The 19980-nt window shown below is 71.2% G+C and carries 18 protein-coding genes and 1 pseudogene; 5 read left to right on the forward strand and 14 right to left on the reverse strand.

Going from position 1 to position 19980, the window contains the following annotated elements:
• Positions 1-223: 223 nt before the first annotated feature.
• Together CcI49_RS36265 and CcI49_RS36270 are read right to left on the reverse strand one after the other, a co-directional pair.
• Positions 224-1456 (reverse strand): aminoglycoside phosphotransferase family protein, encoded by a 1233-nt coding sequence (locus CcI49_RS36265; RefSeq protein ID WP_076834086.1) that lies wholly within the window; start codon positions 1454-1456, stop codon positions 224-226.
• 164 nt (positions 1457-1620) lie between these two features.
• Positions 1621-2823 carry an ABC transporter substrate-binding protein gene (locus tag CcI49_RS36270; protein WP_054568375.1) on the reverse strand — a complete coding sequence of 401 codons (1203 nt, stop codon included), beginning with the start codon at positions 2821-2823 and terminating at the stop codon, positions 1621-1623.
• A gap of 403 nt (positions 2824-3226) precedes the next feature.
• Here CcI49_RS36270 and CcI49_RS36275 point away from each other — a divergent pair, with 403 nt between their 5' ends.
• On the forward strand, positions 3227-4375 hold the full coding sequence (locus CcI49_RS36275) for a PQQ-dependent sugar dehydrogenase (RefSeq protein WP_083749935.1): 1149 nt from the start codon (positions 3227-3229) through the stop codon (positions 4373-4375).
• Positions 4376-4540: 165 nt separating this feature from the next.
• Here the strand turns inward: CcI49_RS36275 and CcI49_RS36280 are convergent, their stop codons facing one another.
• The 4 genes from CcI49_RS36280 to CcI49_RS36295 all read right to left on the reverse strand — a co-directional run bounded on the left by CcI49_RS36280 (position 4541) and on the right by CcI49_RS36295 (position 7546).
• Positions 4541-4984 (reverse strand): SRPBCC domain-containing protein, encoded by a 444-nt coding sequence (locus tag CcI49_RS36280; protein WP_083473485.1) that lies wholly within the window; start codon positions 4982-4984, stop codon positions 4541-4543.
• Between the two features lie 21 nt (positions 4985-5005).
• On the reverse strand, positions 5006-5404 hold the full coding sequence (locus CcI49_RS36285; RefSeq protein WP_076834090.1) for a metalloregulator ArsR/SmtB family transcription factor: 399 nt from the start codon (positions 5402-5404) through the stop codon (positions 5006-5008).
• Entirely contained in the window at positions 5401-5862 is a 462-nt protein-coding gene (locus tag CcI49_RS36290) for an SRPBCC family protein (RefSeq protein WP_006539623.1), read from the reverse strand. Before CcI49_RS36290 ends, CcI49_RS36285 begins: the two co-directional genes overlap by 4 nt.
• 298 nt (positions 5863-6160) lie before the next feature.
• Positions 6161-7546 (reverse strand): ABC transporter substrate-binding protein, encoded by a 1386-nt coding sequence (locus CcI49_RS36295; protein ID WP_083749928.1) that lies wholly within the window; start codon positions 7544-7546, stop codon positions 6161-6163.
• A 458-nt stretch (positions 7547-8004) separates the two neighbouring features.
• Between CcI49_RS36295 and CcI49_RS36300 the strand changes: the two genes are divergently transcribed.
• The gene (locus tag CcI49_RS36300) at positions 8005-8637 is read left to right on the forward strand and encodes a maleylpyruvate isomerase N-terminal domain-containing protein (RefSeq protein WP_054568381.1); all 633 of its coding nucleotides are present in this window, start codon (positions 8005-8007) and stop codon (positions 8635-8637) included.
• A 195-nt stretch (positions 8638-8832) separates the two neighbouring features.
• Here CcI49_RS36300 and CcI49_RS36305 read toward each other — a convergent pair whose 3' ends face one another.
• Together CcI49_RS36305 and CcI49_RS36310 are read right to left on the reverse strand one after the other, a co-directional pair.
• Entirely contained in the window at positions 8833-9522 is a 690-nt protein-coding gene (locus tag CcI49_RS36305; protein WP_116437597.1) for a response regulator transcription factor, read from the reverse strand.
• A gap of 46 nt (positions 9523-9568) precedes the next feature.
• Positions 9569-10879 (reverse strand): DUF5931 domain-containing protein, encoded by a 1311-nt coding sequence (locus tag CcI49_RS36310; RefSeq protein WP_076834096.1) that lies wholly within the window; start codon positions 10877-10879, stop codon positions 9569-9571.
• A gap of 215 nt (positions 10880-11094) precedes the next feature.
• Here CcI49_RS36310 and CcI49_RS36315 point away from each other — a divergent pair, with 215 nt between their 5' ends.
• Complete coding sequence (locus CcI49_RS36315) at positions 11095-11349, forward strand: YiaA/YiaB family inner membrane protein (protein WP_076834097.1); 255 nt, start codon at positions 11095-11097, stop codon at positions 11347-11349.
• Between the two features lie 15 nt (positions 11350-11364).
• Here CcI49_RS36315 and CcI49_RS42885 read toward each other — a convergent pair whose 3' ends face one another.
• The 6 genes and pseudogenes from CcI49_RS42885 to CcI49_RS36345 all read right to left on the reverse strand — a co-directional run bounded on the left by CcI49_RS42885 (position 11365) and on the right by CcI49_RS36345 (position 17999).
• On the reverse strand, positions 11365-13068 hold the full coding sequence (locus CcI49_RS42885; protein ID WP_076834099.1) for an ABC transporter permease: 1704 nt from the start codon (positions 13066-13068) through the stop codon (positions 11365-11367).
• Positions 13065-14072: an ABC transporter ATP-binding protein gene (locus tag CcI49_RS36325; RefSeq protein ID WP_054568385.1), complete on the reverse strand. Its 1008-nt coding sequence runs from the start codon at positions 14070-14072 to the stop codon at positions 13065-13067. The genes CcI49_RS42885 and CcI49_RS36325 overlap by 4 nt, the downstream gene beginning before the upstream one ends.
• On the reverse strand, positions 14069-14917 hold the full coding sequence (locus CcI49_RS36330) for a TetR family transcriptional regulator (RefSeq protein ID WP_076834101.1): 849 nt from the start codon (positions 14915-14917) through the stop codon (positions 14069-14071). Before CcI49_RS36330 ends, CcI49_RS36325 begins: the two co-directional genes overlap by 4 nt.
• Before the next feature lie 375 nt (positions 14918-15292).
• Complete coding sequence (locus tag CcI49_RS41230; protein WP_131831282.1) at positions 15293-16369, reverse strand: hypothetical protein; 1077 nt, start codon at positions 16367-16369, stop codon at positions 15293-15295.
• 245 nt (positions 16370-16614) lie between these two features.
• A pseudogene (locus tag CcI49_RS36340) lies at positions 16615-17118 on the reverse strand (SigE family RNA polymerase sigma factor); the annotation flags it as partial.
• Positions 17119-17240: 122 nt separating this feature from the next.
• Positions 17241-17999 carry an SDR family oxidoreductase gene (locus CcI49_RS36345; RefSeq protein WP_054568389.1) on the reverse strand — a complete coding sequence of 253 codons (759 nt, stop codon included), beginning with the start codon at positions 17997-17999 and terminating at the stop codon, positions 17241-17243.
• A gap of 104 nt (positions 18000-18103) precedes the next feature.
• On the opposite strand from CcI49_RS36345, the gene CcI49_RS36350 reads away from it, so the two are divergent.
• Positions 18104-18952, forward strand: a complete 849-nt coding sequence (locus CcI49_RS36350) for a LysR family transcriptional regulator (RefSeq protein ID WP_054568390.1) — start codon at positions 18104-18106, stop codon at positions 18950-18952.
• 202 nt (positions 18953-19154) lie between these two features.
• Entirely contained in the window at positions 19155-19841 is a 687-nt protein-coding gene (locus CcI49_RS36355) for a hypothetical protein (protein WP_063793178.1), read from the forward strand.
• Positions 19842-19980: the final 139 nt, after the last annotated feature.

Below are 19980 nucleotides of genomic sequence, written 5' to 3' on the forward strand. Positions count from 1 at the left end.
TGATCGCACGGAAATAGCGCCTGTTTCACACCGCGACATTTTCGTCGCCCCGGTCCGCCGGAGATCCCCGGTGGACCCGCGCCGCCGTCGCACATCCCGGTTCTGTCGATCGTGCCTCGGGGGGACGATCGGCACCAGGCGGCTCCCGCCGCCTCTGCCCGTGGCCAGCCGAAACGCGCCGGTCACGGGCAGGCACGCTTTCCGGACTGTTCTCGGCCGCGCGCTATCGGGTCGCGATCAGGGCGGCGCGGATCATGTGGGCGGGGTCGCCCAGGTGGTAGCGGTGTTCACTGGCCTCGATGTTGTCGAGGAACTCCTGGTAACGCACCGCGTAGGAGATGTGGCCCAGCGGTGCCGCAAGGGTGAGTGCGCGGTGCGGGTCGCTGCCCGGCCGGCACCGCGACCAGGCGGTCGCCCACACGTCGGCGACGTGTTCCCACAGATCGTCGGGCAGGAACTCGCGGGGCCGCAGGCCGTCCAGTACCGGGTGGCCCAGATGGCTGTCCGCGAAGTCGACGGCGACCCCAGCACCGGTGCGGGCGCCGGTACCGGTACCGGTACCGGCGTTCTGGTTGTCCGATCTCCAGTTGCCGGGGTGGAAGTCCCCGTGGACGAGTGTGAGCGGCAGGTCGCAGGCGGCCAGCTCGGCGACGAGATCCGGCAGCTGCGCGGCGAGGTCGCGGGCGGCGGCCAGCTCGGCGGCGGTCAGCTCTGCCCCGGCCGCACTATCGAGCAGACGGTCGAACAGGCCGATCAGGGCCTGCGGAGTCCGGTCGGGCAGGTCCGCAGGCATCAGCTCGGGGTGCTCGGCGAATGCCGCCTGCGCCCGCACGAGCCGACGGATCGTGGTCTCGATGTCCGTCCGCGACGGGTTCCAGCAGTCGCGGCCCGGCACATGTTCGAGCAGGGTCCGTCCCGCGGGCACATCCGCGGCCACCACGGCGGGTACCAGCGACGGGTCGATCCGGGCGAACGCCGCGATCACGTCGGGCTCCCTGGCGGCGAACGGCGGTGTCGTCTTCAGCCAGACCAGCCCGGCGGCCGTCGGGATGCGGAACAGGCCGGAGAGGTTCCAGGTCCTGACCTGCTCGGCGGCGCCGACCGGCGGGCGCCCCGCGGCCCGCAACGCCGCGTCTGCCCAGCTCAGGGCGTCCTGAAGACCCTCCCTGGTGGCCCAGGTCGCCCGGCCCGCCGCGGGCGCCACCAGACTGTCGTGGTCGATCGGCACCCCGGTGAGCCGGCCGTCGGGCGGACGCCCCGCGGCTTCGACGTGGTAGGTGACGTGTCCGTCCCGTGCACCTTCGCCGTTCTCGACATCGATGAGCCGCAGCACCGTCACCCGCACCCCGAGCTCGCGGCCAAGGCGGCGCACGACCGGGCCGACGTCCGCCCACCAGGGGCTGTCGGCCTCGAACGGCCCGAGACCGCCCAGGCATTCGCCGCCCGCCGTCACCACCGCACTGAACGTACGCCCCGCCCTGCGATCCACCCGCCCAATGTCACGACGGTGCGGCGTCAGGGCAAACGGTTTATCGGAACGGTCGTTGACGGCGTAGTGCTGCCGCAGGCCTGAACAGGCAGGCCTGCGGCAACGTCACGATGGACGGGTGCGTCGCCTGGTCACGCTGCCAGGCGCGACCCGCAGTAGTTGGGGTCGACCACCTCGAAGCTCCGCCCGCTGGCCGCGACCCGGACGAAGGCGTAGCACTCGCGAAGCTGCCCGAAGTCGGCCTCGAAGTCGGTGGTGGGGACCAGGCCACCGGCGGTGTAGTCGTGAACCCCGCGCAGCCCGTCGATGAAGCTCTTCCGCGTCGGGCACGGCCCCGCTTCCTGCAGGCCGCGGATGAACATGTCCGCGTTGATGTAGGCGGCCAGCGCGGTCGTCTGGTTCGGGTCGGTGGTCTCCGGCGCGTGCAGCGCCATGGCTTCGTGGTAGGAGTCCAGAGCGGGGCTGTCGAGCTCGAACGGCGTGAACGGCTCGAAGAAGGTGAGGCCAGCCAGGGACTGCCCATGCTGCTCCAGCAGCGCGGCATCGGGTGCCGTGGCGGCCAGCACCACCTTGAGCTGCACTCCGGCCTGACGGGCGGCGCTGATGACCTCGACGATGTCGGCGGCAGAGCCACCGGTCACAAGCGTGTCGATGTTCTCCGCGACCATCCGCTGCGCCAGGCGCGCAGCGCTCGTGACGCCCGGCAGGAACTCCACGACCGGGTTCTCCTCATCGACCTGGACACCCGTTGTGCGAAGGCTGACCACCAGCTGACTGTTCAGGTCGGTCCCGGTCAACCTGGTGGTCGGACCGATGACCAGCGCCCGCGTGCCGCCGTGCTCCTTCACGAACCGACCGAAGGTGTCGACGGACGAGCCCTTGGTGGTCAGATAGCCGAAGGCGAACATGTTTCGGTAGGCGGTCCAGACCTCTTCCGCCGAGATTCCGATGATCGGAATGTTCTCGTCGGCGAGATATTTCGCGGCACCTGACGTCGACGCGCTGGACTCGAGGATCGCGAACGCGTCGTAGTTCTCCACGAGATCCTGGCTGACCGCCAGGTTCCGAGCCGGGCTTCCTTCGTCGTCGCGCCACTGGGCGACTATCTGACGGCCGTTCACCCCACCCTTTTCGTTCTCGACCGCGAGACGCGCCTCGAAACCGGCACGCGACGGTGAGAACGCGGCTGACAGCACACCGCTGTCGGTATAAACGACACCGACCCGCACTTCGCTGCCGGTGACTCCGGCGGCCACGCAGGAATCTTCGGCGACCGGTGCCTGCGGCGACCCGGAACAGGCGGCCAGCGTGACGGCCAGCGATGACACGACCATGACACCGCACAGGCGGCGAGCGCGGCCAACGACAGCGCCACGAGAACAGGCGGGTAAGCGCGTCGGCACTCCTGGTAACACATCGCCCCCACAAGGTAATCGGCCAACGGTTGACGGCGAAGCTCCGGCCGGCAACGAAACGGCGGTCTCGTCGTTGGACCGGGTACCCGAAGCAGCGATCTGAGACCGGGCACGATTCTGCCTTGTCATTGCGCAACGAGCCAGGACGAAAGCGGCAGATCGGGGCAGATCATGCTCCAGTCCTGCGACGACCGAGGCTCGGCGCGCCCCCGTACTGTCTGACGAAGGCGCTGAAGCCGCCGCCGGAGGTCTCCGTCGGCCCGGTGAGGAGTTTGCGGTGTTCCATTCACCTCGTTCACGTCCGGCTGTCTCGCTCACCCGACTGTTCGCTTCCTCGCTCGCCACGCTCGCAGCCGCCGGCACGCTGTTGGCTGGCTGCGGGCCCGGCGAGGCCGACGGCGCCGCACCACCCGGGGCCGCTGTCCCACCCGGGGCAGAGCCACACCGGTCAGGCGCACCCGGGTCAGGCGCACCCGGGCCGGACGAAAGCGGGACGACGTCCGATGCGCAGGATCTGCGGCAGGTGGCAGCAGATCTCACCTCGCCCTGGGGGCTGGCCTTCCTCCCGGACGGCCGTGCCCTCGTCGCCGCCCGGGACAGCGGGCGCATCCTGATCGTGCCCGCGGCGGGCGGAACGCCGACGGAGGTGACGACGCTGCCCGTGCGGCATCGCAGCGAGGGCGGTCTGCTCGGGCTCGCGGTCTCGCCACGGTTCGATCAGGACCACCGGGTCTACGCCTACTACACCTCGGCGGCGGACAACCGTGTCGTGCGCTTCCAGCTCGACGGCGACCGTGCGGGCGCACCCGAGAACGTGCTGACCGGGCTACGCGCCGCACCGAACCACAACGGCGGGCGGATCGCGTTCGGCCCGGACGGCCAGCTCTATGTGGCCGTCGGCGACGCCGGCGAGCCTGCCACGGCGCAGGACCCGACGAGCCTGAACGGAAAGATCCTGCGGATCACCGCCGACGGCGGGATACCCGCCGACAACCCGGACCCGTCGTCAGGCGTGTACAGCCTCGGCCACCGCAACGTGCAGGGCCTGGCCTGGGACTCGGCCGGGCGGCTGTGGGCATCCGAGTTCGGGCAGAACACGTTCGACGAGATCAACCTGATCCGGCCGGGCGGGAACTACGGCTGGCCGGTGGTGGAGGGCACCGGCGACCCGGCCGGCGGGCGCTACACCAACCCACAGGTCACCTGGTCGACCGACGAGGCGTCCCCCAGTGGCATCGCGATCCGGGACGACGTCCTCTATGTGGCCGCGCTGCGCGGTGAGCGCCTGTGGGTGATGGACCTGGCCGACGGCCGGGTGGCCGGGGCGCCCCGGGCGCTGTTCACGGGCGAGCTCGGCCGCCTGCGCACCGTGGAGCCGGCGCCCGACGGCAGCCTGTGGCTGATCACATCGAACACCGACGGCCGCGGCACTCCCGGCGCGGGCGACGACCGGATCCTCGCCCTGCGTTGAGCCGCCCCGAACCGCTCAACGCGGAGCGGCTCGGGGCCAGCCGGGTACAGGACGCCTGGATGCAGGGCCGCGCAGGCCAGCTGGGCTCAGCCTCGGATCGGCCCGGCATCAGATCGGCCCAGCATCAGATCGGCCCGGCATCAGATCGGCCCAGCCTCGCTCAGGTCAGTGCCAGTCGCCGATCTGGACGTCACGCGGAGCCGGCGCCCCCTGCCCGGTCTCCACCAGGGATTTCAGGCTCATCAGGTACGAGCCCCACTTGGTGCTGCAGTGGTACATGAACTCCACCGGCTCCTTCCAGCCCTGATGCCGGAACAGGACGATCGTGTAGTCGCCGGACTGCTGCAGGTCCCAGTCGATCGTCGTCCCGACCCACTCCTCGGGTCCGTCGACCACGCGCCACACCACCCGCTCGGACGGCCGGGTTTCGACAACCTCCATGTCGAAGCCACCGGGCAGGAACCGGAACTCGAGCACACCGCCGACCTCGGCTGTGCCCTTCGTGTCGTCCGTCCACCAGCCGGCGAGACCCTCGACGGTCGTCAGCGCGTCGTACACCTTCTTCGGCTCCGTGGTCCGGACACCGATCCTGTGCAGAATGTCCACGATTCTTCGTGCTCCTCTTCCTGGTCAGCTTTCCTGTTGGCCCTGATGGCCCTGTGGCTTCTGTTGGTTCTGCTGGTTCTGCTGGGCACGTTGGATCGCCTCGGCGATCCGCTTGATCCGGCGCAGGCGGGCGTCCCAGGCCGACCCGACCGAGGCGAGCTGGGCGACCGCGCGGGCGAGCTGGGCATCGTCCACTCGATAGCGCTTCTCCCGGCCCACCGGCGTCGCCTGGACGAGCCCGGCCCGGTCGAGGACGCCGAGATGCTTGGCCACGGCCTGGCGGGTGACCGGCAGATGTTGGCTCAGGGTGGTCGCTGTGCCGCCACCGTCGGCGAGCAGCAGGTCGAGCATGCGGCGCCGGGTCGGATCCCCGATGGCGGACCAGAGATCGTCGTCGACGGCTTCGGCCACCGCAGTGCTCACGGACGCACCCGCAGCGTCGCGACGTACGAGACGAGCCGCGGCAGGAAGTGGGCCCAGCCGCTGACGTGGTCGTTGTAGTGATGCTCGAGGACGGCGGCCTCCCAGCCCATCTCGCGGAAGCCGGTCTCGGTCATCCGCAGCAGCGTCCCGTCGCCGGACGGCGCCAGGTCGAACGTGACCAGCAGCGAGTTGCCCTCCGCCGCCGGCTCCCCGGCCGGATGCGTCCAGCGGAACGAGAACATCCGCGGCGGCCGGGCGTCGACGACGGTGACCGGCACCACCGTTCCGCCGGCGTCGCGGTCGCCGAAGACGATCTCCCCCACCGCCCCGGGCACCGGCTCGAACCGGGCGTCGTCCGGCCACCACTCCTTCAGGTGCTCCGGACTGCTCACGACGTCGAAGACGATCTCCGGCGACGCCTCGATGAAGATCTCGCGCTCGATGGATCCGAACTCCATGCCAACCTCCAGCAACCTTTGGTTGCACGTCACCATAGGCGGCGGGACGGCTTCATGCAACCATCAGTTGCGCTGTCGGCGAGTCCACGCGTCCAGCGCGGATACCGGCGGCCCACGGAGGCGGGGCGGAGCGGGAGCGGAGCGGGGCCGGGGGCGGAGCGGGGCCGGGGGCGGAGCGGCCCGCTGTAACAGACCGAGCGGTCACGCTGTCGCACGTCGATCCGGCCGAACAGGCGCTTCCGCGGGTCTGAACAGACAGGCCTGCGGAAGCGTCACGGCGGACGGCTACACCGCCGGGTCACCCAGACGGGCGGGTCCCGCAGTAGTTGGGGTCGATCACCTCGAAATGCTTCGCGTCGGCCGCGACCCGGACGAAGGCGTAACACGCGCGAAGCTGCCCGAAGTCGGCCTCGAAGTCGGTGGTGGGGACCAGGCCACCTGCCGTGTAGTCGTGTACCTGGCGCAGCCGATCGATGAAGCCCTGCCTGGTCGGGCACGGCCCGGCTTCCTGCAGGCCGCGGATCAGCATGTCCGCGTTGATGTAGGCGGCAAGTGCGACCGTCTGGTTGGGATCGGAGATCTCCGGCGCGTGCCGTGCCATCGCCTTGTGGTATGCGTCCAGCCCTGGGTTTTCGGACTCGAACGGCGTGAACGGCTCGAAGAAGGCCAGGCCAGCCAGGGACTGCCCGTACCGCTCCAGGAGCGCGGCGTCGGGGGCGGTGGCAGTCAACACCACCTTCAGCCGCACACCGGCACTGCGGGCGACACTGACGACCTCGGCGATGTCGGCGGCAGCACCGCCGGACACCACCGTGTCGATCTTCTGGTCGACCATCCGCTGTGCCAGGCGCGCGGCGCTCGTCACCCCCGGCAGGAACTCCACGACCGGGTTCGCCTCGTCGATCTGGACACCCGTTCCGCGAAGGCTTTTCACCATATGGCTGTTCAGGTCAGAGCCGGTCAGCCTGGTGGACGTCCCGATGACCATGGCCCGCGTGCCACCGTGTTCCTTCACGAACCGACCGAAGGTGTCCACGGGTAGGCCTTTGCTCGCCAGGTAGGCGAAGGCGAACATGTTCCGGTAGGACGACCAGACCTCTTCCGCCGAGATGCCGATGACCGGAATCTTCTCGTCGGCGAGGTACTTCGCGGCGTCGGAGGTCGTCGCACTGGACTCGAGGATTGCGAACGCGCCGTAGTTCGCCACGAGATCCCGGCTGACCGCCAGGTTCCCCGTGGTGCTCCCCCCGTCGTCACGCGGCTGGTAGACGATCCGGCGGCCGTTCACCCCACCTTTTTCGTTCTCGACCGCAAGGCGTGCCTCAAATCCGGCACGCGCCGGGGCGAAGGGAGCCGACAGCGCACCGCTGTCCGTGTACACGACACCGACCCGAACTTCACTGTCAGTGACTCCTGGTGATGCGCAGGAACTCGCGTCGACCTGCCCCCCAGGCTGCCCGGTACAGGCGGCCAGGGCTACGAGCAGCACGGACACGACGGCGACGCCACATACGCGGCGCACACGACTCACGACAGCTCCGCGGGAACAGTCGATTAGGTACCCCGATAACCCTGCCAGCACCTTATCCCCCCGCAGAAGATAACCAACGGGCAATACAAGCCCGCCGAACAGACAGATGCGGAGACCCGACCTCCGGATCGGGGGCTGGAACCAGCACCCCACAGCGAGACCGGATCACGCCCGGCTATCTAACAACAAACCCGACCAGGACGATTCGTCGGGCTGTCATCGGGCCGGGCGCAAGGCCGGTCGACCCTCCCCTCGAGCAGCTCAGTGCCAGTCGCTGATCCGGACGTCGCGCGGAGCCGGCGCGCCCCCGCCGGTCTCCACCAGGATCCTGACCAGAATGTCCATCGTCGTCGCAATTCTCCTTATGGCCACATTTCTTACCGGTCCTGTCGTTGCTGCTGGCAGGCATCGGGGCCACCGCTGGCAGGCATGGCGATGGACGATGGACGCCAACAGCCCCGTACTCCCGGACACGCGGCGCACGGACAGCAGCCCGGCGATCCCCATGGGCCACGGCAGGGAGCTCGGCGCACACCGACGAAAGCCAGGACCCGGCGACCGCCGGGCGAAATGGCTGCCTCACCGGCGGCATCTGAGCAAAATGCTGGGACATGACATCCACCAGACAGCTTTTTCTGGACGCCGCGGCATCAGCCGCCGCGCTGCTGCGCGCTCCTGCCGTCGCCACTCGCTGGAATGCGGACAGCGCGCTGCCGAAGTTCACCGTCAGCGGGCTGGCCGGGCATCTCGCCTGGCAGGTCACCATTGTTTCTCGGCTGCTCGCCGACCATGAGCCCGAGGCGAAGCCCACCAGCCTCCTCGAGCACTACACCCAGGCGGTATGGATAGGCGCTTCCCTCGACGATGATCTCAACGTGGGCATCCGCCAGATCGGGGAGGCGACGGCCGAGGGCGGCCCGGACGAGCTCGCAGCTCGCGTCGAAGCCGCCATCGCGGAACTACACGGCCTGCTGCCGGCCGAGCCCGCCGGACGGATCGTGCGCATGGCGTCGTTCGTGCTGTCCCTTGACGACTTTCTGACCACCCGAATCCTGGAGATCGCCGTGCACTCGGACGATCTGGCCGTCAGCGTGGGCGTCCCGACGCCGGAGCTGCCGACGGCTGCCACCGACGCGGTCCTGGTGCTGCTGACCCGCCTCGCGGCCCACCGGCACGGGCCCACCGCGGTCCTGCGCGCACTCAGCCGCCCCGAACGTGCCCCGGCCACGATCGCGGGAATCTGACATTCCAGGTTCCAGGTCGAGAGGGACAAAAAGCGCGCCACCTGCCTTTGGTGACCCGCAAGAAAGCAGGATTCTGGTCGTCGCAACGACCAGAATCGTTCACTCCTGCGACTCGCCAAACCGGGCCACCAGGCGCTCGGGGGCTCGGGGGCTCGGGGACTCCGAGTCACCGCCACAACCGAGTGGAGCCGCGCATCAGGGCACGTCGTCGTAGCCCTCGCGGAGGGCGAACCGGGTCAGCTCGACCCGATTGCGGAGCTGAAGCTTCGCGAGCACGTTGTGGACGTGGTTCTGCACCGTCCGATGCGACACGCCCAGCTGGCGGGCCGCGTCCCGGGCGGACAGGCCCTTCGCGACCAGCCTGAGCACCTCGACCTCCCGCGCGGTGAGTCGCGGTTCGGCAGCCGAGCCCGAGCCTGCAGCCGAGCCCGGCTCCCGGGACGCCCGGGACGCCTCACCGAGGACGAGCGCGGCCAGCCCCGCGGTGAAGACGGCGGCCCCTCGCGCGGTGCGGCGAACCGCGTTGACGAGCTCCTCGGGACGGGCTGACTTGAGCAGGTACCCGGATGCCCCGGCCTTGACGGCGTCCAGCACGTCGGCCTGTTCCCCGGAGGCGGACACGACGAGTACCGACACCGGCGCTCCGGTCAGGGCGTTCGGGGCCTCCGTCGTGCCGACCAGGGCGCGGATCACCTCGACGCCAGGACCGTCCGGCAGCCCAAGGTCCAGGACGAGGACCTCGGGCCGGGTCGCCGCCAGGACGCGCAGCGCCTGCGCGACGGAGCCGGCCGTGCCCACCACCGAGAAGCCGGCTTCGGTGAGATCCCGGCTCAGCGCCTCCCGCCACAGCGGATGATCGTCGACGACGACCACCCGGCCGCCCACGCCAGCCCGGTCGGCGCCGGTTCCATCGCGGGCACCCGGGTCGGCATCACCGTGGGACACGCAGCTCGACCTCCGTCCCCTCACCCGGGCGCCCGGTGACGGCGACGTCGCCGCCGAGCTCACGGATCCGCCCGCGGACGGAGACCGCGAGCCCGAGCCGGCCCTGCGCGGCGGCCCGCTCGGCCCGCCCGGGCTCGATGCCGATCCCGTCATCGCGAACGGTCACGACAACCGAACCGCCGTCGTCCTCAAGCAGGATCCACGCCGACGCCCCGGGGCCGGCGTGCATGGCCACATTGTCCAGCACAGCACGGACGGCCGCGACGATCTCGTCCGCATGCCTCCTCGGCAGAGGCACCGGCACGCCCGGAGTCGAGACCGTCACCTGCGGCGGCAGGTCACCGACCGCGCCCGCGGCCATCGCCGGCTGCCTCCGAGTGATCGCCATCAGCAGGCCCCCGAGATCCGCCTCGCCGGGATCGGGCCGCGAGGATCCGCCCCTGCCGCCTGGCCGGCCTGGAGGTCCTGGCCTGCCTGGCAGGCCGGCCAGGACCGCCCGGACCGCCCGCCTCCCAGCGCCCTCTGGATCTTTCGGATCTTCTGGATCGACCCGCACGGCCGCGCCCGGCGACCGCAGCAGGTCACGCAGCGCTGTCTCCTGATCGGCGGCCAGCCTGGCGACGTCGGCGGCGGGCAGGCCTCGCTCGGCCTCGCGGGCGATCAGGGAGAGGACCTGCAGCACTCCGTCGTGGACGTCGCGGGCGAGCCGCTCCCGCTCGGCGTCCCCGGCCCGCGCGGCCAGCAGTCGTGCCAGGGCCGACTCGGCGCGGAACGCGGTCTGGCTGAGGTAGCCGACAACGGCTCCCGAGACCACGAAGAGAACCGCCGGACGTATCGAGGCCTGGCTCACCGAGCCGGTCGCGACGAAGGACGCCACGGCCAGGACCACACCGCCGGCGACACCTCCCACGGTTCCACCGACGAGCGCGGCGCTGAACACACCACTCGCCGTCCACAGGGCGGGAAGGACATCCCGCGACCCGGCCGGGCTCACCGCACCGGCCGACAGCAGGACCGCGACGCACACCACGACATCCGCCGCGACCAGGTAGTCGCGCAGCCGAGGCCTCCGGCGGTCGGCCGCGGGCGCGAACAACGACATGACCACCGACCAGAGGGTCACCGCGACGAACCAGAGCAGACCGGGGACCGCGGACGTGCCCTGCCCGAGGTCACGCCCGACCGTCACGACCGCGTAGCACGCCGCGACCAGGCGGAAGACCGCGAGTGAACGCCACAGCGCGCCGCGCACACCGTTCGGCCCACGGAGGCGGGCCGAACCCGGTGGCCTGCGCACCGAACAAGTCTCGCAGACAGTGACTGATCCCGCTTTCCACCAGGAGTTGGCATGGATCACCCTGTCCGGTCAGCCGCGGGCCGTCGGGGCCAGGGCCGTCAGGGAGGCCGTCAGGGAAAGATGAGTACGGATACTCAAGCCGGGTGGGGCGGCCGGGCCGACACTGTGATCATGACCACCGCCAAGGCCCCCGTGCCCCGGACGACGACCGCTTCATGGTCCAGGCCGCGCTTTCCTTCAGCATCTCGGTGATCGCGGTCCTCTATGCGATCGCGCACCTTCCGGGCGATGCCTGGATGCGTGGTTTCCTCCTGCTCGGCACGCTGTACATCGTCACCTCGACGTTCACGCTCTCGAAGTGCGTCCGTGACCACCAGGAGGCTTCCGCCGTCATCAGCCGGGTCGACCAGGTGCGGCTGGAGCGGCTCATGGCCGAGTACGACCCCTTCAAGCAGCAGTTGACGCCCTGAGCACCGCGCCGGTGGTCAGCCGGCCGGCAGGTCGCGGCGCCGCAGCCCCGCGAGGCCGGCCACCACGAGCAGGGCGGCGAGAACGGTGAGCAGCGACAGCGGCAGGACGGGCACCGATCCACCGACCGAACGGCTGGTGTGGGTGAACGGTGAGACGTCCAGCAGCCAGTGGCTCGCCCCCGCCGCGGTGCCGAACAGGCCGATCAGCAGGCTGCCGGCCCATGCCACCCAGCTCACTGCCCACAGCCGGGGGAACACGCCGAACAGCATCACCGCGATCGCCGCGAGCACCGCGACGGCGGGCAGCTGCGGCGCCGCGAGCCGCACCAGGTGCGACAGCGAACCACCGACACCGACGCCGGCATCGCCATCTCCGACTTCGCCACCTCCAGCGCCCACGCCTCCACCGCTCAGCCCGTGGACCAGCCCTGTGACGATGCCGGCGGTGAGCAGTGCCGCGGTCGGGCCCAGCGCGGCGAACACCAGGTGGGACGCCGCCCACCGCAGCCGGCCGGCGGCCGTGGCCAGCACGGGCTCCGCCCGGCCGGCGATCTCCTCGGCCCGCAGTCGCAGCACGGCCTGGATCGCGTAGCCCGCGACGAGCATCGCCGTGATCGACATCACGGACGCGAAGTAGGCGTCGATGATCCCGGACCGGCCGCCCAGCCGGGTGAAGACGTCCCGCAGCCCCGGGTTGTCCCCCACCAGATCCCCGACGCTGCCGGCGACGCCGCCGAACACCAGGCCGAGCAGGGCGGAGCCGGCGACCCAGCAGACAAGCAGCCCCCGGTGCAGCCGCCAGGCGAGGGCGAGCGGCGAACGCAACGACGGCGACGCCTGCGCCGGCCCCGGACGATCTGGGAACACACCGGCCCCGAGGTCACGCCTCGCGGACAGCGCGACAGCCGCCCCGACGAGAACGACGACCATCCCGACGGCGGGTACGCACACCCACCAGTGCCGCGCGCCGAACGGGTAGCTCCGCTGAAGAAGACCGATCGGCGACAGCCAGGAGAGCCAGGCCCACCCGGCCGAACCGGCACCATCGCCACCGGGGCCACCGCCGACGCCACCACCACCGCCGCCTACGCCGCCACCGTCGCCGACGACTCGCATCGCGTAGGCCGCGGCCACGACCGCGCACGCGATCCCGCGAGCACTGCCGGCACCCGTGGTGACCTGCGCGGCGACCGCCCCGACCGCCGCGAAGACCCAGCCGCCGAGCGCCAGCGTGAGCCCGAAGGCCAGCGATCCGCCCGTGGGCAGGCCACGGCCGGACAGGCTGGCCGTGACGATCACGGCGAGGACGAGGTTGGCGGCAAGCAGGACAGCCAGCGCCGCGGCGAGGCCGGAGTGCCGGCCGACCGCGGTCGCGCCGACCAGCTCCCGGCGCCCGGCCTCCTCCTCGGCCCGGGTGTGCCGGATGACGACCAGCGCGCTGATCAGACCGATGACAACCGGCAGGAATCCGGCCCGCCAGCACACCAGCTCACCGAGGCTGGAGCCGCGCAGCGGACCGTACAGCGCGATGAGGGCTCCGTTTCGCGCACTCGTTGCGGCGAACTGCTGCCGCTCGGCGGCCGTCGGGTAAAGGCCCGCGAAGGACGCCGCCAGGGCGGCCGGCAGGATGCCGAGGACGAACACCCAGCACGGCAGCAGCACCCGGTCACGGCGCAGGATCAGCCGGATCTGCGTTCCGGTACCGGTCAGGTGGCTCATGGCCGCGTGCCTGAGCGGCCCTGCATGCCTGAGCGGCCCTGCATGCCTGAGCGGCCCTGCGTACCTGAACGGTCCTGCGTACCTGAGCGGGCCTGCGCGCCTGCGCGGTCGTAGTGCCGCAGGAACAGCTCCTCGAGGGTTGGTGGCTGGCTGACCAGGCCACGCACGCCGGCGGCGGTGAGCCGCAGCAACGCCGCGTTGAGGGCGTCGCCGTCCGCCTCGAAGCTGACCCGGTTCCCGGCCACGTCCACGTTGTGAAGGCCGGGGACACCGCGCAGACCACCGAGAACGTCCAGGGCGTCCGCCGGGGCGGCGAGCTCGGCGCGGACGGACGTGCGGGTCAGGTGGCGCAGCTCGGCGAGGGTGCCGGTCTCGACCGAGCGACCGTCCCGGATGATCGTGACGCGGTCACACAGCGCCTCCACCTCGGCCAGGATGTGGCTCGACAGCAGGACGGTGCGCCCGTCGCGCCGCTGCTCCTCCCGGACCAGCTCGCGGAACGTCTCCTCCATCAGCGGATCGAGGCCCGAGGTCGGCTCGTCCAGCATGAGCAGCTCGACGTCCGAGGCGAAGGCGGCGACCAGCGCGACCTTCTGCCGGTTCCCCTTGGAGTAGGAACGGCCCTTCTTGCGCGGGTCCAGGTCGAAGCGTTCGAGCAGGTCGGCCCGCCGCCGTGGATCGAGCCCGCCGCGCAGCCGCCCGAGCAGGTCGATCGCCTCGCCACCGGACAGGTTCGGCCACAGCGTGACGTCGCCGGGCACATACGCCAGCCGGCGGTGCAACGCGGTCGCGTCCCGCCACGCGTCCCCGCCGAGCAGGCGCACCGTGCCCGCGTCGGCCCGGACCAGGCCGAGGACGATGCGCAGCGTGGTGCTCTTGCCGGCGCCGTTGGGGCCGAGGAAGCCGTGCACCTCACCGGTGCGCACGGTCAGGTCCAGGCCGTCGAGGGCACGGGTGCGACCGAAGGCCTTGACCAGCTGCTCCACCTCGATCGCCGCGGTCACTGCCGGTGCTCCCCGTCCCGCGCCCGCGACGGCTCCTCATTCCGCGCCCGCGCCGGCTCCCCGTCCCGGGCACGCGGCGGCTGCTCATCCGGGGCACCCGCCGGCTCCCTGCCACGCGCACGCGCCGGCCGGCGGGCCTGGATCTCGTCGTACGCCGCCCGCGCCTGGGCGGCCTGCTCCGCGCTGAGCAGCGAACGTGAGTGGATGTCGACGACCGCCCGGCCGAGCCGCACCTGCCCGTCGACGTCGAGCATGTCGGTTCCGAGCGCCCGCGAGACGTGGTCGTGCAGGATGAGCAGGCCGGTCTGCATCGCGACCAGCGCGGCCGCGAAGGCCCGAGGGTCGTCGTCGTCATCGGGCCCGGGCCCGGCCAGCCGGCCGGTCGCGATCCACCGCTCCGTCTCGGCGACCATGCCGTCGAACAGGCCGGCGGCCGCCGCGGAGCCGTCGACCATCGACCGGGCCACATAGCGCTGGAGCAGCAGCAGGGTGGGATGGACGGCGACCATGAACGCCGGATCGGCCAGCCGGCCGGCCACGACCGCCTCCTCCTTGATGGCCATCGCCCGTTCCAGCGCATAGGTGTCGCAGGCTTCGCGCAGCGCCTCCTTCGCTCCGAAGTGGTGGCGCACCAGGCCTGAGGACACCCCGGCCGCCTCGGCGACACCCCGGATGGTCGTGGCCTCGAAGCCCTGTTCGGCGAACAGGCGCAGGGCCGCGTCCCGGATGCGCGCCCTGGCCGTCAGGTCCTCGAACGCCGGACCCGCCCGGCCGCGGCCGTCGTCACCGCCACCATCACCATCACCATCGGTAGCTCGTGTGATCGCCACTTTCCCCTCGGCCATGGCGCTTCAACCACCTCTCCCGCATCCATCACCCCTGCGGCCAGGCTGTCGCTATACGCATGAGCAGCTTACTACACAAGCGTGTAGCCGATCGAACCAAGGCGTTGATCGCGAGAGCGAGGGGAAGGTCGCCTGCGCCCACCTGCACCCGGGGCCGAGCGGCCAGACGCCGGCAGCCAGACAGGAGGCCCAGGATGTCCACAACCGGGCGCGAGCACGCCATCCTCGACCCACGGGTACGGGCTGCGGTCCACCGCATCGCCCACCGCCTCATGGCCGAACAGCAACAAGAGCTCACCCCGGCCTGACGGCAGGCGATGCATGCCGTCAGGCCGGGGCGCGGCTCTCACTCAGGCGGATTCGACCTCGCCGGCCTCAGCCCGGCCCGGGCGATCCGGCGCCTCCCACCTCCCCAGCCGCCTCCGTCGGCCCCGGAAGTGTCGGCATCGGCGGGAAGACCTCCTCCCCTTCCGGATGGCTTTCCAGATACTCCTGCATCTCCTGCTGAGAATCCGGATTCGCCGACGCCCACGCCGTCGCCTCAGCCTTCATGAATCCCGGTATATCGATGAGAGTCAGCTGCTTCCCGTCCCGGCCGTAGGCCCTGATGGCCGGGATACCGGACAGCGCCCATTTCTCAAAATCGTCCCGATGCGCGTACATGTAATCAACAAATTCCTGCTCCGACATCCCGGCGCCAGGCCACGGGCCTTTCTGAACAGTCCTGACGACAACCCTGCCGTCCTGGACCGGCACCTCGACCACGCCGGCGGCGACAGTCGCCGTGACCCGGGCCACCTGGTCGGATGCCTGGGCGACGTAAATCGAGACCACGTCCCCGCCGCCGGGCTCCGATGCGGCCTCGCTGCCGTCATCGATCGCGTTACCACCGCCGCCCACCAGGCTGAGATCGGCATTTCCGGACAGCGGGGACGGCTCCCCCGAGTCCAGATCGCTCATTACAGCCCTGTCGTAGGCGAGCTGGCCGGCCGCGTCCACCGGAAGGTCACAGTCGAGGAAGACCGGCCCGTCCCACAGCACCACGGACGCCCCGTCATCGTCCCGCACCGCCGCCCACACCTTCAGCTTGTCGAACGCGGGCTCCGGCATCCCCTCGACTGACGAATATCCACGCCTGCAGGAGGAGACGAGTCGCGTGGTTTCGGCTGGGGTGAAGGTCAGCGGATGCAGCTGAATGGTTGCCGGTCCCGGCGGAAGATCCGCGGGTGTGAGGGAGGCCCGCCCCTCGCCGCCGGACAGCAGCACTCCAGTGGCGATCCCGGTAGCAGCGACGGCCAGCGCGACGGCCGGCGCCACCCACCGGGCGGTGCGCCGCAGGCGCTCCCGCGGCTCCCTGCTCCGCGCCCCGGCCCACAGATCCGCCGAGGAACGGACGGAAACCGACTTCGCCATATCCCGAAGGTGTTGCGCGATCTGCTCATCGGTGGTCATGCCGGACCTCCCCACACCTCGTCACGTTCCATCGATCCGGATACGGGCAACGGCAGGGGGACGTCCCCGCCCCCGGCCCCCACCACCAGTCGCGCCTCGCCCCGAGGCACACCAGACGGCTCCGCACCAGACGGCACGGACCCCGCAGGCTCCACGGCCGCGGGTTCCGCGGAGCCGGCTGCCGCCGGGTTGGCTGCCGGGCCGGGTGCCGAGAGGCCGCGCTCAGCGGCCACCGGCAGCGGTCGCACAGCCGTCACCAGCGACGGATCCGCACGCAGGCGGGCCAGCCCGCGCGAGGCGTGCGTCTTCACCGACCCCACCGAACAACCGAGGATCTGCGCGACCCGCGCCTCCGGCAGGTCCTCGCAGTACCGCAGTACGACCACAGCGCGCTGCCGGGCCGGCAACGCGGAAAGCGCCCGCGCCAGATCCGCCCGATCCTCAACCGCCGACATCTCACCACCGGCAACGCCCGCCGCCTGGTCTGGCACGGCGGACACCAGCGTCTCGGGCACCCGGCGCCGCCGGAAACGCCGCCGCTGCGCGTTCACAAGAACGCGACGCACATAGGCATCCGGGGAATCGCTCGCGCGAACCCGCCGCCAGGCGACGAAGGTGCCGGCCAGCGCCGTCTGCGTCAGGTCCTCCGCCTCGACCACATCGCCGGTCATCAGGTATGCCAGCCGCAGCAGGCCCGGCAGCCGTGCCGCGAAATACTCCCGGAACTCGCGGTGCAACTCATCGTCCATCACCCCTCCTCACACATAAGGAGTCCGATGGACGTAGCCCGGGTTGACCGCGCCCCGCACCGGAACGGACAACTCCCTCGCGTGGCCTCACGCCCAGGGCGATCCGCACCGCTCGGTGGCTGTCACCAGGGCACGACTCCGGCGTCCTCGAAGAAGCCGCCGGACGGGCCGTCGTCGGGGATCATCGCGAGCCGGATCGCGATCGCCGCGCCCTGTTCGGGGGTGCGGATGCCGCGGAAGCCGTTGAGGTCGGTCGCGGTGTAGCCGGGGCAGACCGCGTTGATCAGGATGTTGGTGTCACGCAGCTCCTTGGCGTACTGGACGGTGACGGCGTTGAGGAACGTCTTCGACGGCGAGTACGCGGCGGAGATCGGGCCGGTCACGCTCACGTCGGCGGATTCGCTCTGCCGGGTGATGGATCCGACGCCGCTGGACATGTTCACGATCCGCGGCGACGCCGAGCGGCGCAGCAGCGGCAGCATCGCGTTGGTGACTCGGATGACTCCGATCACGTTCGTCTCCACGACCGTCCGCACGGCCGCGGGGTCGACCATGGTGGGCTGCTGCGGCATTCCGCCGGTCACCCCGGCGTTGTTGACGAGGACGTCGAGGCGTCCGGCGCGTTCCTCGACGAGTGCCGCGGCGGCGGCGACGCTCCCGTCGTCGGTCACGTCGAGCGGCACGCCGAAGACGTCGAAGCCGGCCGCGCGCAGCTTCTCCACGGCGGCCTCCCTGCGCCCGGCGTCCCGGGCGCCGACGCCGACGCTCCAGCCGAGCGCGCCCAGGCCGGCCGCGATCTCGTAGCCGATGCCCTTGTTCGCGCCGGTGACCAGCGCAGTCGTCCGTCCGGGCTGCTCGTTCCGTTCGTTTCGTTCGCTCATGGGTCGATCCTCGGGGCGCGTCGGCGGGACCTCCAACACCGTCTGGGTGGGCAGCGATACCTCAGCGGCATCGATCCGGCAATCGGTGGCGGTACCGTCAGCTCATGGAGACGCGGGAGCTGCGTTACTTCATCGCCCTCGCCGAGGAGCTGCATTTCGGGCGGGCCGCGCAACGCCTCGGGATCACGCAGCCGCCGCTGTCGCGGGCGATCAGCCAGCTGGAGCGCCGCCTCGGGGTGACGCTGTTGGAACGCAACAGCCGCAGTGTCACGCTGACCGAGGCCGGGGCGGTGCTGCTGCGGGAGGGCCGGGCCGCCCTCGACGCGGTCGACGCCGCGGACCGCCGGACCCGCCGCGCCGCGCTCACCGGAACCGGCCAGGCCGACCTGGTGCTCGTCACGAAGGCCGGCGCGTCCGGTGAGCTGCTGGCGAAGCTGCTCGACGCGTACGCCGCCGAACCAGGCGCGGCCACCGTCGACGTGATCCTCTGCGGGATCGCCGAGCAGGAACGGCTGCTTCGCGACGGGCGGGCCGACGTGGCGCTGCTGCACCGGCCGTACGACTCGACGGTCGGGTTCGACACCGAGGAGCTGTGCACGGAAGGTCAGGTCGCGCTCCTGCCCGCCGGGCATTTCCTCACCGGCCGGGCCAACCTGCGGATGGCCGACGTCGCCGCGCTGCCCGGCCTGCCGATGCCTCGCTGGCCGGGCCGTGACGGCACCTACCCCGACGGCCCCGGCCCGCAGGTTCGGGACCACACGCAGCTGTACCAGCTGATCGCGCTCGGCCGGACCTGCACCGTCCTGCCGGAGTCCTGCCGCGTCAGCCTTCGCCCCGACATCACCGCCGTCCCCGTGCTGGATGCACCGCCGGTGACGACGGTGATCGCGTGGCCGCCGCACAGCCGCTCCCGAGCCCTGGCCGGACTGGTCCGCGCCGCCACCCGCCTCTGACCACCGCACCACCCACACCTGGGGAACAGCCCGGACATCCGGGACGGGATACTGGCCGGCTTCACGTTTCGACCGGTCGCCTCACCAGGGAGATCCCTTGATCCGGACAGGAATTCGGCACCGCGGCGCGAATGGCCATGGCGTCGATCGCGTCGATCGCGTCGGCCACCGCCGCCCGCGGACGACGCCCGGTGGCGTCGCGATGCTGGCGCTCCTGCTCGCCACGGGCTGCGCCGCCGAGAACGACGACCGCGGCGATGACAGCGAACGATCCGCCGGGGGCGCGGCCACCGCCTCGGCGCCGACGGAGCGGCCGGTGCCAGCCGAAGGCCTCCCACCCGCGGAGCTGCAGGGGCGATGGTGGACCTGGGCGGCATCGGCGATCGGGGACGACAACCCGGTCGAGGATCCCGACGGCCACGCCTGCGCCGTCGGGCAGCCGGCGGACGTCTGGTTCCTGGCCGGCACGTTCGGTGGGTACACCACCCGCGACTGCACCCTGCCCGCCGGCCGGCCGCTGGCCGTCCCGCTCGTGAACCTGACCAGCGACGAGCCCACCGACTGCGACGCGCTGATGGCGGACGCGCAGGGCAGTGCCGACCTCGACGGCACCCCCGTGCAGGCCAGCGCCATACCCGCGACGCCGATCAGCTACGAAGGTGCGGCGGACAACCCGGTGACCCGCGAGGCCGGAACCTTCCAGGGCTACGGCTGCGGCCTGTGGGTCCAGCTGCCCCCGCTGTCACCGGGCGAACACGCCCTTGCCATCCGGGGGCGCTCGACCGACTTCAGCACCGGCGTCGACTACCTTCTGCACGTCGTCGACCCGGCATCGGGCGACGTGCCGACCTCCGGCCGGCCGAGCTCCGTGGATACGGCGTCAGCCTGAAACCCGCTCAGGTGCATGGGCCCGACGGAATGCGGGCCCTGACACGAATACATTGTGTCGCCGTAGTTTCACGGAGAGAAGTTGTCACCAGGCGTGCGGATACCAGGACGTCTCACGATTCGGCCACTGACGGGACAAC

The sequence above is a fragment of the Frankia sp. CcI49 genome (assembly GCF_001983215.1).
In the GTDB taxonomy this organism is placed as follows: Bacteria; Actinomycetota; Actinomycetes; order Frankiales; family Frankiaceae; genus Parafrankia; species Parafrankia irregularis.

Bases quoted from the DNA above. Each gene is read 5' to 3' on its own strand.
- CcI49_RS36270 (WP_054568375.1), bottom strand. From the start codon at position 2,823: ATGGTCGTGTCATCGCTGGCCGTCACGCTGGCCGCCTGTTCCGGGTCG.
- CcI49_RS36290 (WP_006539623.1), bottom strand. From the start codon at position 5,862: ATGGAGTTCGGATCCATCGAGCGCGAGATCTTCATCGAGGCGTCGCCG.
- CcI49_RS36300 (WP_054568381.1), top strand. From the start codon at position 8,005: ATGACATCCACCAGACAGCTTTTTCTGGACGCCGCGGCATCAGCCGCC.
- CcI49_RS36315 (WP_076834097.1), top strand. From the start codon at position 11,095: ATGGTCCAGGCCGCGCTTTCCTTCAGCATCTCGGTGATCGCGGTCCTC.
- CcI49_RS42885 (WP_076834099.1), bottom strand. From the start codon at position 13,068: ATGAGCCACCTGACCGGTACCGGAACGCAGATCCGGCTGATCCTGCGC.
- CcI49_RS36330 (WP_076834101.1), bottom strand. From the start codon at position 14,917: ATGGCCGAGGGGAAAGTGGCGATCACACGAGCTACCGATGGTGATGGT.
- CcI49_RS41230 (WP_131831282.1), bottom strand. From the start codon at position 16,369: ATGACCACCGATGAGCAGATCGCGCAACACCTTCGGGATATGGCGAAG.
- CcI49_RS36345 (WP_054568389.1), bottom strand. From the start codon at position 17,999: ATGAGCGAACGAAACGAACGGAACGAGCAGCCCGGACGGACGACTGCG.
- CcI49_RS36350 (WP_054568390.1), top strand. From the start codon at position 18,104: ATGGAGACGCGGGAGCTGCGTTACTTCATCGCCCTCGCCGAGGAGCTG.
- CcI49_RS36355 (WP_063793178.1), top strand. From the start codon at position 19,155: ATGCTGGCGCTCCTGCTCGCCACGGGCTGCGCCGCCGAGAACGACGAC.